Annotated in this window: 12 protein-coding genes; 9 read left to right on the top strand and 3 right to left on the bottom strand. The window is 39.8% G+C overall.

Going from position 1 to position 13,021, the window contains the following annotated elements:
- Positions 1-46 precede the first annotated feature (46 nt).
- Positions 47-694 carry a cyclase family protein gene (locus OXIME_RS08120; RefSeq protein ID WP_393971337.1) on the bottom strand — a complete coding sequence of 216 codons (648 nt, stop codon included), beginning with the start codon at positions 692-694 and terminating at the stop codon, positions 47-49.
- Positions 695-880: 186 nt separating this feature from the next.
- Between OXIME_RS08120 and glyA the strand changes: the two genes are divergently transcribed.
- The 7 genes from glyA (at position 881) to OXIME_RS08085 (ending at position 8,401) form a co-directional block, all read left to right on the top strand.
- On the top strand, positions 881-2,170 hold the full coding sequence (glyA, locus tag OXIME_RS08115; RefSeq protein WP_393971336.1) for a serine hydroxymethyltransferase: 1,290 nt from the start codon (positions 881-883) through the stop codon (positions 2,168-2,170).
- A gap of 323 nt (positions 2,171-2,493) precedes the next feature.
- Positions 2,494-3,102, top strand: a complete 609-nt coding sequence (gene pdxT / locus OXIME_RS08110; RefSeq protein ID WP_393971335.1) for a pyridoxal 5'-phosphate synthase glutaminase subunit PdxT — start codon at positions 2,494-2,496, stop codon at positions 3,100-3,102.
- Positions 3,103-3,108: 6 nt separating this feature from the next.
- Positions 3,109-4,191, top strand: a complete 1,083-nt coding sequence (gene gcvT, locus OXIME_RS08105) for a glycine cleavage system aminomethyltransferase GcvT (protein WP_393971334.1) — start codon at positions 3,109-3,111, stop codon at positions 4,189-4,191.
- A 134-nt stretch (positions 4,192-4,325) separates the two neighbouring features.
- Positions 4,326-5,594: an FAD-dependent oxidoreductase gene (locus OXIME_RS08100; RefSeq protein WP_393971333.1), complete on the top strand. Its 1,269-nt coding sequence runs from the start codon at positions 4,326-4,328 to the stop codon at positions 5,592-5,594.
- 2 nt (positions 5,595-5,596) lie between these two features.
- Complete coding sequence (locus OXIME_RS08095; RefSeq protein WP_393971332.1) at positions 5,597-6,352, top strand: glycerophosphodiester phosphodiesterase; 756 nt, start codon at positions 5,597-5,599, stop codon at positions 6,350-6,352.
- A 3-nt stretch (positions 6,353-6,355) separates the two neighbouring features.
- The gene (locus tag OXIME_RS08090; protein WP_393971331.1) at positions 6,356-7,843 is read left to right on the top strand and encodes an FGGY family carbohydrate kinase; all 1,488 of its coding nucleotides are present in this window, start codon (positions 6,356-6,358) and stop codon (positions 7,841-7,843) included.
- A 90-nt stretch (positions 7,844-7,933) separates the two neighbouring features.
- Positions 7,934-8,401, top strand: coding sequence for an SRPBCC domain-containing protein (locus OXIME_RS08085; protein WP_393971330.1), 468 nt, complete (start codon positions 7,934-7,936; stop codon positions 8,399-8,401).
- Here OXIME_RS08085 and OXIME_RS08080 read toward each other — a convergent pair.
- A complete protein-coding gene (locus OXIME_RS08080) occupies positions 8,398-8,847 on the bottom strand; it encodes a MarR family winged helix-turn-helix transcriptional regulator (RefSeq protein ID WP_393971329.1) in 450 nt (149 codons plus the stop codon). The two genes, OXIME_RS08085 and OXIME_RS08080, sit on opposite strands and share 4 nt — an antisense overlap.
- A complete protein-coding gene (locus OXIME_RS08075; RefSeq protein WP_393971328.1) occupies positions 8,828-10,705 on the bottom strand; it encodes an MFS transporter in 1,878 nt (625 codons plus the stop codon). Before OXIME_RS08075 ends, OXIME_RS08080 begins: the two co-directional genes overlap by 20 nt.
- A 94-nt stretch (positions 10,706-10,799) precedes the next feature.
- Here OXIME_RS08075 and OXIME_RS08070 point away from each other — a divergent pair, with 94 nt between their 5' ends.
- Both OXIME_RS08070 and OXIME_RS08065 read left to right on the top strand, forming a co-directional pair.
- Positions 10,800-11,318, top strand: coding sequence for a hypothetical protein (locus OXIME_RS08070; protein WP_393971327.1), 519 nt, complete (start codon positions 10,800-10,802; stop codon positions 11,316-11,318).
- An 81-nt stretch (positions 11,319-11,399) separates the two neighbouring features.
- The gene (locus OXIME_RS08065; RefSeq protein WP_393971326.1) at positions 11,400-12,851 is read left to right on the top strand and encodes an MFS transporter; all 1,452 of its coding nucleotides are present in this window, start codon (positions 11,400-11,402) and stop codon (positions 12,849-12,851) included.
- Positions 12,852-13,021: the final 170 nt, after the last annotated feature.

Below are 13,021 nucleotides of genomic sequence, written 5' to 3'. Positions count from 1 at the left end.
AGTTAATGCTTTTTTATGGTAAATAATGATCCCTGTATGGGAGATCTCAGTAAATATCCAGGGCAACGACTCTGGCCATGGATCCGCTTGCCTCGCCTATCTTCAGCGGCAGTGCAGCGATGAGATATTTCTTTCCCTCACTGAGAGATTGAAGGTTGCACAGATCTTCAATAAAGGGTATATTCTTTCCCAGAAGGATTTTGTGAACTGGAAAATCTCGGTGGCTGTATGGCTCTATTCCAAGAGTATCAATTCCCAGAAACTTTACACCATGCTGGATAATAAAGTTGGCAGCATCCTCTGAAAGCCCTGGAAAGTCTTCCTGGAATTCTTTGCTGAAAGATCTCTTGACGTCCCACCCGGTATTTATGAGGATTATGTTTCCATCGAAATAGTCTTTCCAAACCTTTTTCAGGCTTTGATCTGTGATTTCAACCCCTTCTGGTTCAGGGTGTATTGCATAACCCTCTCCGATCAGAGTATCTAGGGGTATTCTGTCAACTGTGGATCCGCCACGAATGAAGTGAAGCGGTGCGTCAACATGTGTTCCGCTATGTGTAATTGATGAATATTTTTCCGCCACACTCCCATCTGGGGATGACATGATTTCCACTGTTACCCGGTTGTTTCCAGGCCATACAGGCATTCCATCCCTCAAAGTTACAGAAAGATCAATAATTCTCTTAATTTCCATTATACATGATTGCATCTATTACTTTAATTTAACCTGACCTTTTCCATAATTTATATAATAATGACTTTTTTCATATCAATTCCATTTATGGATCCGAATTAAAGCTGTTAACCTCACACTAACCATGAGGACATCCACTTTAGGATTCTGAGATTTCTTTACATATCAGTAAAACATATATCATTCATGACTGAAAATTATGATACCGCACAGAAGATCAGAGATCTTGCAATGGAACACAACGATTTTTTCAGAAAGTCTATTCCACTCATAGCCTCTGAGAATATAATGAGCCCGCTGGCAATGGAAATGCTCCTGACTGACTTTGGCTTCAGATATGCAGAAGGTCTCCCACATCATAGATATTACCAGGGAAATTTTTACGTGGATCAGGTGGAGGATATCACCATAGATCTGGCAAAGAAACTTTTCAAATCTGACCAGGCTGATCCTAGGCCTGTTTCGGGTACAAATGCCAACACATCTGTAATTTACGGCCTACTAAATCCAGGGGATAAAATTTCAACTCCGCCTCTTTCCGGAGGAGGTCATATCAGTGCTGCAAAATTTGGTGCAGTTGGTCTCAGAGGCCTGAATATTGTGAACTATCCCTTTGATGTTGAGAACATGAATCTGGACGTGGATAAGACTATTAAACTTATAAAGAGTGAGAAACCAAAGGTGTGCCTATTCGGGCAGTCTGTGTTTCTCTTTCCAACCCCTTTGAAAGAATTGAAGGATGCTGCTGCAGAAGTTGGATCAAAGATATGGTATGACGGTGCACATGTTCTGGGACTTATAGCAGGGGGAAAATTCCAGGACCCATTGAGGGAGGGGGCTGAAATAATTACTGGAAGCACACACAAAACTTTTCCAGGGCCCCAGCATGGTATAATACTGGGAAAAACTGATGAAAAAACATGGAAAAATATCCAAAGGGGAGTATTTCCCGGCACTATAAGCAATCACCACATAAATGCAATGGCGGCTCTTGGTGTTACACTTGCTGAGGAACTTGATTATGGGCGTGAATATGCTGGGAAAATAATAGAGAATGCAAAGTATCTGGCTTCATGTCTCGCCGAAGATGGTTTCAAAGTTCTTGGCGAAAAGAATGGGTATACGGAATCCCACACACTGGTTGTGGATGTAAGAAACAATGGTGGAGGGAGACATGTTGCCGATCTGCTTGAAAAGTCAGGAATAGTTCTAAACAAGAACCTTCTTCCATGGGATGATGGAAACAAATCCCAGGATCCAAGTGGGTTGAGAATTGGGACCCAGGAGGTTACAAGAATAGGTTTTGGAAAATCTGAAATGAAAGAGATATCAAGACTGATTAAAATAGCTGTCATTGATAAAAAAGCACCAGAAGTGGTAAAGAAGGATGCTGCAGATCTAAAAAGTCGCTTCAAAAAAGTGAAATATTGCTATGGGGACCTTGAAGCCTACAAATATATTAAACTATTGAATTGAAATAGGAATTTGTCTATATAATAGTTTTTTTATAAAATCTGGAGGAGAGTTTACCTCTTTCTCCGAATTTATTTTATTATCCGTCTTGGGCAATTATTTTCATTTTTTATCCGTTTATGAAACATAGCATACTTTCATCTTAAGCAGGTTTTATTCAAGGGGTGAATATATTTGATTCATATGGAACATCCATATGCTTGAAGTAAAGATTTTAGTATAAGTCAAAATAATTAACATTCTCTTATCTATTGTGAATTTTATAATTTTTTATCTTTTTTCATTTTCCATGAAAATACATTTAATTCAAAAACATATGTAAGGATGTGAAAATAGGTGTGCTGGGATATCAGGGCGATGTTGAAGAGCATATTTCAACAATAAATTCAATATCTAAGCCTGATAGGAATGTTAGGGGTATGAGAGTCACAAAAAGGTCTGAGATAGATGCGTGTGATGGTCTTATAATACCAGGTGGTGAAAGTACAACCATATACAAACTGATTCTTGAGTATGGTCTCTATGATTATATTAAAGAAAAGGCGGTTGATGGATTTCCCGTTATGGGAACATGTGCCGGCCTCATAATTTTAGCAGCTGAAACAGGCGATGATAGAGTCAGAGGCATGGGGGCTGTCGATGTTTCAATACGGAGGAATGCATATGGAAGACAGATTAATTCATTCATAAAGGAGATAAATATAAAAGGAATTGGAAGTTTTCCAGCCGTATTTATAAGGGCACCAGTTATTGATTCGGCAGGAACTGCAGATGTTCTCTCATACGATGATGAAAAACCTGTAATGGTAAGAAGGGGAAATGTAATTGGTATGACATTTCATCCTGAACTAACAGGAAAAACAAACATTCATGAATATTTCTTGCATATAATAGAGGGAGAGAGGTCCACTTCCACTGGAGATCTTTCCCGGTGATGTGCTATGAGAACACCCCTTTATAATGAACATGTTTCCTTAGGAGCAAGAATAGTTGATTTCCATGGATGGGATATGCCCATAGAGTACAGCAATATAATAGAAGAACATATTGCTGTGAGAAAATCTGCTGGTATTTTTGATGTATCTCATATGGGAGATATAATAATAAGTGGCCTTGATGCAGGAGAATTCATAGATCATATATTTCCAACAGATATTACTTCACTGAAATCAGGACAGTGTATATACACAGCATTTCTTAATGAGAACGCATCAATAATAGATGATACTATTATTTACAAAATCAATGATAAAAAGTATTTTTTTGTTCCAAATGCAGCAAATATAGAGATAATATTTAATTGGTTAAAGAAAAATGTATCAGGTTACGATGTTGAGATAAAAAATGTTTCTGATGATATTGCATGTATTGCCATTCAGGGTCCAATGTACGAGGAAGTTCTAAATTATATTGGATACAGAAGTGTCCAACCTTTTACATTTTCATTTGAAAAATCAGCGTATAAAAATTCCATAACCGGTAAAAATAATGTTATAATTTCAGGTACAGGGTATACTGGAGAGAAGGGTGTTGAGATAATTTGCCCGGCAGAGGAGGCAGTTGAGATATGGAAAAAATCAGTTGAAGGATTGAACAGAGTGAATGGTAAACCATGTGGTCTTGGGTCCAGGGATACATTGAGAATGGAGAAGGGAATGCTTCTCTCTGGAGTTGATTTCAATAACGATAAGACACCTTATCAATGTTCAATCTCATTCATTGTTAGCAACAGCCATGATTTCATAGGAAAGAAGAAACTTGAAGAGAGAAAATTGACAGATGATGATATATTCAGAGGATTCATATCAGAGGAACGATCAATTCCAAGAAGCGGTTTTGGAATATACTTCGGTGATAAACTCATTGGAAATATTACCAGCGGTACTTATTCACCAATACTTCAGAAATCCATAGCTCTTGGATATATAAAAAAGGATTCATCAAAACAGGGAACTGAAATTATGATTGATATTAGAGGGAGGAAAGTCAAAGCCAGGGTCTCAAAGCCAAGAATGGTTCCATAGGAAATGGACCTCTCCCCCCTTTCATTCTTTTTTTGAATATTTGAATATATCATTTCCACTATATTTAAAATAAAGAATATATCTAAAGATAGTTTTGAGTGACATATTTAATATCATTATCCTTATAGGTCCATATGCCTGATAGAATACTTGTAATAGGTGCCGGTATAACAGGTCTTTTTACAACATTATATCTTTCCGAAAATGGATATGATGTGACCCTTGTTGACAGAGGTGATATATCTAGAGGAACTTCAGGAAAGTTTCATGGTATGATCCACAGTGGGTCCAGGTACAGTACAAATGACAGGGAATCGGCCATAGAATGCATAAGGGAAAATGCCAGAATAAGTAAAATTGCATCAGATTTTATTGAAGATACAGGAGGGTATTTCGTGGCCCTTAATGAAGAAGAAGAGAAATTCGGAGACAAATTAATGGAGGGAAATAAAAAATGCGGCATAGAAACATCTGAAGTTGACCCTCAAACTTTTATCATGGATATTGAGCCACGTGTCAGCAAAAATGCCAAAAGAGTATTCAGGGTGCCGGACAAAATTATACATGCATACGAATTCTCTATGGCTGTGGCCGCTGAATCCATTATGAAGGGTGCGAGAATATTAACATATTCCAGTATAAAGCCAAAGGATAATGGTTCGGTTACCATATCTGACGGTACTAATACAAAAAATGAAAATTTTGATACAGTAATCAACACAGCTGGACCATGGGCGGGAATTGTCAGTGAACTCTTCGGATCGGATGAACTGAAAATAATGCCTACACTTGGATATATGGTTGTCTATCCATCGAGATTTGTAAATTCAGTAATTAATAGGATGAGGCCGCCATCTGACGGAGATATTTTCGTCCCATACGGAGGTTCAACAATACTGGGAACCATGGCAATAGTTACGGATGATCCGGATAATCCACAGGTTGAAGAAGAGGATATAAACGACATGGTCCAAGAAGGAAAACTTTTAATTCCTGGCATTAACGGAATTAAATACAGCAGGACATACTACTCATCAAGGCCACTTATAGAGGATTCTTCAGGAAATGCCAGGTCCACAACAAGAGACTTCAGGATTATGCAATCATCAGACAACAGTAAACTAATATCGGTTGCGGGTGGTAAATTTACAACCGGAAGACTCATAGGTGAGGAGATTCTCAGGACAGTCTGTTCAAGAAATGGAGATTCCTTCAGTATACCTGACATTGATCTAAATTCTTCATACTCAAGATTTCTTGAAAAATTTGGTTCAGGGAAATATTCACGCATTCTGAGATCGATTCAGGGAAGAACAGGTACTATTGATGAAGAAAGGATACTTCCTTCGGTTTCGGCCGTTATAGGATCAATGATTGATGAAATATCTTGGAAGGAATGGTAAATATGGTAAATTCTTTTGAAATTGTCGGGCATAGAGGTTTCCAGGGAACACACAATGAAAACACCATTGGATCATTCATGGACGCCTTCAAAAATGGATCAGACGCCATAGAGCTGGATGTTCATCTCACAAAGGATAATGTTCCAGTTGTGTTCCATGATTTTAATCTCTCCAGGCTGGCTGGAATTGACATGAATATAGGATCAATGGACTACAGTGATATTCAAAAGATTTCTTTAAATAATTCTGATGACAGAATTCCAGTTCTTTCCCAAGTTTTGGAAAAGTTCAAGGACAATAATATATATATAGAGATGAAAACAATAAATGACGAGGGATCTCTATGCTACAGTGACCTTCCCGGGATAGTGGATGAATGTTTGAAAAAGAACCCTGCAAAAAGTGGAAAGAGAACAGTCATCTCATTTGATCCACTGTCTCTTTCTGATTTCCGTTCTCTGAACAGCGAAGTTCCCATGGCCCTGGACATAGCTGAGGATTATACAAGATGGATGACCATGGATGATTTAAGAGAACTTATTGACGAATTAGGGTTGAATTCAGTACTGCCTGAAATGTCGGTGCTAGGAAATTTTTTAGCTAAAAAGGAATATCTGGGAAATCCCGGCATAATCCCGTGGACAGTGAACAGTTTCCAAAGTATTATACCATTTATAGAAAAGATAAATGGAGTTATCACTGACAGATGTGATTTAATAAAGAGGGATTATTGTGATTTCATTCAGGGTAAACGTTGAAATATGGAAAAAACAGTTCTATCAATAGACGTTGGGACAACCAATGTGAAAGCTTCTATCTGGAACAGCACTGGAAATATCCTTGCATCTCTATACACAGGTATTGGGAAGATACAACAGAACGTAGCCATGGTTGAACAGGACCCAGTTGAATTATGGGATAAGATTCTTAAAACAGTCTCAGATGTCATCGAAATTAAAAAAAATTTCCGGGAAAATCTTATTGGAATAGGTATTACCAATCAAAGGGAGAGTGTTATCGCATGGGATTCAGAAACAATGAAACCAATCTCTGCAATAATATCGTGGCAGGATAGGAGAACCTCCAAAGAAACATACGCCATAAGGAAGAATTATGGCAGTGAAGTGGAGGATATTTCGGGCCTTGTAGTTGATCCATACTTCAGCGCAACCAAAATAAAATGGATACTTGATAATATTGAAGAGTCCCGTTTTCTCCATGGGAAAGGTAGATTGAGGATTGGAACTTTAGATTCCTGGATAGTCAATAAGCTCACAATGGGAAAGAGTTATTTCACTGACCACACAAATGCCTCCAGAACAATGATAATGAACCTCAGGAAAGGTTCATGGGATGAGAATCTTCTCTCCATTTTCTCCATACCCGAAGATATACTCCCGGAGATAAGGCCATCCTCTTCAAACTTCGGGCAGGTTACACAGAAAGGCCCACTTTACGGAAAGGATATACTTTCAGTTGCAGGAGACCAGCAATCTTCTATAATAGGTATGGGGAGAGTCAGCGCCGGTGAAACCAAAATTACTATTGGAACGGGTACATTCATGATATCCAGCTCTGGAAAAGATTTCAGGAGAAGGAAAGGCATTCTCAGCACATGCCTTTATTCAGATGAAGGTGGACATGGTAATTATGCACTGGAGGGGAGCTCATTTTTCTCAGGATCCCTTCTGGATTACCTGAAACAGAATATGTTTGAAAACCTAAAGATTGAATCAGTTGATCCTTACCATGGATCATCAACACCTGAAGGCTGCGTCTATTTTGTTCCCGCGCTTTCCGGGCTGGGATCTCCCTTCTGGGACCCGGGTGCAACTGGCACAATCATAGGTATAGGCCCTTCCACAAACTGGAAAGACATCTCTGCATCAGCACTCAGGTCCATTGCTTTCAGGATAAACGATATGATATGCGCAATGCAGGAAGGTGACATTGCTGGAGATATATGGGTTGATGGAGGTGTCTCAAAGAACCTTGGATTAATGCAGTTCATAAGTGACATTACCGGGTTGAATCTAATGCAGGCACCCAACCCGGATCATGTGACAGGCAGGGGTGCTGCAAATCTGGCTTTCCGGACTTTGGACCATCATGACCTGGCGGAATGGACCATGGAAAAACATGGAAGGAAATTCACACCAGTTCTTTCCCGTGAGAATGCCAAAGATCTTTATTCCGGATGGCTGAGATCCCTTGAAAGATCATGGAAATGGCATCATGATTCCTATTAGCTGAAGCCTCATTTTCAGAATTATTTCATCATTCTTTCCGGCAAAAAGGGCAATGCAAAACTGATATATCTCTATTTCAGATATTCCGCCATGGAAAATAGCACATTCAATGGAACTTTTAATGTTGGAATACCTGCTGAAAAGTGTCTATCAATGTTCAGTGATCCAATGCCTCTCTCAAAATGTATATGGGGTCTTGAATCCATAGAAAGGGATGGGTCAGACTTTTCATGCCATGTTAGATTTGATGTTTCAGATGCAGGTGTGAGCTACCTTTCCACCATTTCTGGGAAACTGAAGATACATTACACTGTTGAAGGGAATTCCCTGAATCTGCAGGGGCAGGGGAGGGTGGCAGGATCAAAGCTTGCATTCACACTGAATCTTCTTGTAATTGACAAATCAGGAAATACTGAGATTTCATGGAAAGGAAGTTTTGACTTCGGCCTCCTTATAAGGTCTATGGGTAAAGACAAAATTGAAAAAGTCTCCAGATCAAACATTGAGAAAACCATTTCATGCATAAAGGAAAAGATGAATTCCGGTTTAAAAAACTAATTTTCCCCTAAGGATTTCTCTATTGAAGATAAAATTTTAGTGAATTCTACCAGATCGGATTCACTGAGCCCCTTAAGTGCAAGATCAATAAGCCGGTTGTAAATAACTATCCCCCTTTTCAATATTTCAGAACCATTTTCTGTTATTGAAACCTTCACAACCCTTCTGTCGGTAGTGCTTCTTGTCTTTGTCACGTAGCCCTTTTCTTCTAGATCATCAACAAGTCCAGTTATCCATGGGCCTGTTACATCATTCTGAGACGCAAGGCTGTTCATGTTTGTATCTTTGTCCTGAGAAATTGAGTAAAGAACTCTTATCTCTGTGGGCTTAACCCCGATTTTATCCAGCTCCTGTTCAAGCCTCTTCTTTCCATTATGGAAAACCTTGGAAAGGAGATGCCATATCTCCATGGAATCGGTCAGTGGATCATTTTCTATTTCTTTCACCACCTTCATAAACGCTTACATTCTCCATTCCAGAATCCATGTTGTTTAGATCATCTGTTTGTTTATTAATTCTACGATCACTGTCTGGAATACCCGGAGATGATATACCGGATGCCTTTGGCCCTGTTGAGCTGGGTATTGGATGATCTGGTGGAACTATTCTACTCTCATCCTCCAAAATCTGGCTTGATTCCGCTGTCTCTTCATGTATGTACCTTCTTCCTCTCAGTGCTGAGAGAAGTGCTGCAAACAGGAATATGCCAGCTCCGGCATAGAATGACATCCTCAATGATCCCATGAATGCAGGGGCCAGTGCCAGGGGGAACCAGTGAATACCACTTATTGTTGCCATGGCAGATCCGCTGATCAGGGATGAAAAGCTTGATGGAAGGCTGCTAAGTATTGTAGTTACTGGGTTATAACCCAGGAATGCCGAGAAAAGAGCCGATGTTGGAGGAATGTTTGTAAACACCGGTATAAGCTGAGGAGCTCCAGCTGTGCCGAGAGCTGCTGTGAAAGAACCGGGAAGAAGCCTGGTTAAAAATATAAGCACTATGCTGAAGAATATACCCATACTAACAGTCTGCCCTGTATTCTGAAGTGTCATTCTCATTCCCGAAGCCACTCCTCTCTGCTGCGGGGAAACGGAATTCATTATGGCAGTTATGTTTGGTGCAGCGAACATACCCATTCCAAAACCCATCATGAAAAGCATCAGTGCAAAGGGAATGTAAGTGAAATTATAGGTAAGAGTGGATAGGAGTATGAAAGCAACAGCGCTTATGGACATTCCAAGAGAACCCAGAAATCTTGCCCCCATCTTATCTGAAAGAGCACCGCTGATTGGACCCATGAGAACAAAACCTGCCATCATGGGGATTGTGTAAATCCCAGCCCAGAATGGAACGCTGCTATATGAATATCCGTGAAGCGGAAGCCATATTCCCTGAAGAAGAATTATGATCATAAACATGACTCCCCCCATCCCCATTGCCTGCAACATTCCTGCAAAACTGCCTGTTGCAAATGCCCTGTTTCTGAACAGTTTAAGGTTGAACATTGGCTGTTCCACAATTCTCTCTAGGAATACGAACAGGATCAATATGATAACTCCGCTCACCATTGCTGATATTACCCATGGATTTCCCCATCCCATAGAAGATGTACCATAGGGCATCAGACCATATGTTACTCCAAGAAGTATGAGGGTAAGCCCCCCTGCAAATGCCACATTTCCAACCACATCAATTTTCTGGTCCTTGTGCCTCACGGAGTAGTCCTTCAGTTTGAGAAGTGACCAGATAGTTCCAAGTGCACCTACAGGCACACTGACCAGAAATACATAACGCCAGTCTATTGCGGCAAGTATGCCTCCAAGTATGAGTCCAAGAAGGGAACCGGCAAGTGCTGCCATTGAGTTTATACCCATGGCTTTACCTCTTTCATTAGGGGGAAAACTGTCGGTAAGTATGGCTGCAGAGTTTGCGAAAAGAAACGATCCTCCAACTGCCTGCACCATTCTGAAAAGAATCAGTTCCATGGCCCCAAGGTCGCCGGTGTTAGGGGTTAGAAACAGTAATACAGATCCTGCTGTGAAAATTACAAATCCAAGGTTAAACAACCTCACTCTGCCGTATATGTCAGATAATCTTCCAATAGAAACCAGCATAACAGCGGTAACGATCATGTAACCCATAAGGATCCAGAGAAGGTATTCGAAGGAACCTGGATTGAAAGGATTGACTTTAAGTCCATTGAAAATTGCTGGAAGTGATATCAGGATAATGGTTCCGTTAATAGATGCCATCAAAACCCCAAGCGTGGTGTTGGAGAGCGCAACCCATTTGTATTTTACCATTTTATCAGGAACTTTATAACAGTCCTGTATAAATAGTTAATTACTTAGTTATTAATAACCATTTTATATTAGGCTGCAATAGCAGAACGATAAAATGATATCCGGTAAATTATCGGTTCTATTTGCCGTCATTATTCTGGTTGCTTTCGGTACCATGGCATATGTAACAATAGAAAAATCTTCAGCGGATGCAAACCTCAGCGGATCCGCCCTTGGTGGTTATATTAAAGTTGTCAATAATACAAAATCCTACTATTGCATCTCAAATGAAAGTAAAGGACTTAGCATAAATTTCACACTTCAGTCGAATTCTCCTGTTGTATATGTTTACGACATAGATCCATTGAGCAACAATACAACAAGTCCTCTTAACGCTCTTAATATAACTGAATTTAACACAACTCTGTATCCTGATAATTATATGAAAATAACAAACGCAACCAATTCAACGACTCCAATGACCATTCACCTCTATTTCAACAGCACCGTAGTCTCCAAAATGGCTATTACCACCAATCAGTCTCATCCTACCGTATATATTGTTAAAATAGTCCTGATCAACGGGAAGGATGCGGCCACAGGATTTGGGTTTGGCCTCATAAGAATACAGTGAAATGAAACTATATATAATATATACAACTATGTAACATATAGTGATAATATATTTTAAATCAGATCAAATCTATTGATCGAAATGAGTACGGAAAAAAATGTAGATTTGATCAGTTCGGTAGATAATGCGGGTTTGAGCGGGTATCACTATAAAACCTGGATCATATCCGGTCTTGGGTTTTTTACGGATGCATATGATCTCTTTATCATAGGGGTAGTTACCAGTTTACTGGTACTATCGGGTTGGAATTCACTTTCAGCCATAGAGACATCGCTACTGGATTCAACCGCACTTCTATCGGCAGTTATTGGAGCACTTGTTTTTGGCAGGCTGCTTGATAAACTTGGAAGAAAGGCCATATATGGATTGGAGCTTGTATTACTTGTAGCTGGAGCACTTGGAAGCGCATTTCTAACCCCTGTAAACGGAGTTTATGTTCTGATAGCCTGGAGATTTCTGCTGGGAATAGGTATAGGTGGAGATTACGCAACCAGTTCAACAATAATGGCAGAATATTCCAATACAAGAAACAGGGGGAAACTTATTGGAATGGTATTTTCAATGCAGTCACTAGGTCTTCTGGCTGGACCTCTCATTACGCTGGGCCTGGTCTACTCTGGAATAAGCCTTGGAATTGTCTGGAAACTTCTTCTGGCATTTGGCGCAATACCTGCAATGTTTGTTATATATTCAAGAAGAAAGATGCCGGAAACACCCAGGTATTCTCTTAACGTAAAGGGAGATGCTGAATCTGCAAGGAAGAACTGGAAGGAATATACTGGTATAACAGCGGATGCTTCGACAGACAACCGTGTAATAAAACAACCCTGGACCAGCATTATAACACAGAAGAAATTCCTTCTTACACTTCTGGGAACTGCAGGAAGCTGGTTCCTGATGGACTGGGCACTTTATGGCAACTCGATAATGTCCAGCCAGATGCTCTCTGTTCTAGTCCCTTCGTCAGTAGTTGGATTGAACCATCTCATAAGGACAACCATCTACTCAGCCATGGTCTTTGGATTTGCAGCACTGCCTGGCTACTGGATAGCAACATTCACAATAGACAGGATTGGAAGAAAAACAATACAGGTCATAGGTTTCACAGCAATGGCAGCAAGCTTCGCTGTACTTGGCATATTCCATCAGCTGCTTTCTTCAACCTACGTTGTTGAGTTTCTCCTGGTATATGGATTGAGTTACTTCTTCATAGAGTTCGGGCCAAATGTTACAACTTTTATCTATCCTCCGGAAGTCTTTCCAACAAAGATAAGAGGAATAGGTGCAGGTGCATCAGCTGCAGGTGGGAAAATAGGGGCATTCATTGGAACCTTCCTTAACGTCATAATACTTGGTTCCTCAATAGGTGAATCTGGACTGTTCCTGATACTTGCAGGATTATCTGCCTTGGGTCTTGTATTTACAGTACTTCTTCTTCCAGAACCCAAAAGAATTGATCTGGAGAAGATATCAGGTGAGACCGAATTGCAGGAAAAGGAATTCACATCAGCCAAACCACTAAAGCAGTCCTGAAGAAATAAACCAACTCTAAATTTTCATAGAATAAAATTTTATTTACATTTATTTTTAAAATCCAGATTGCTATTTTTCAGAATTTCATTTTATAAGTCCATTCTCCATTTTAAATCAGCTTCGCACCAAATTTTATATATGTTAGTATAATACTAACGAAGTTATTATCA

Source organism: Oxyplasma meridianum (genome assembly GCF_038024865.1).
Classification (GTDB): domain Archaea; phylum Thermoplasmatota; class Thermoplasmata; order Thermoplasmatales; family Thermoplasmataceae; genus Oxyplasma; species Oxyplasma meridianum.
Note: the sequence above shows the minus strand (reverse complement) of the source record. Positions and strands in the feature narration are given on the sequence as shown.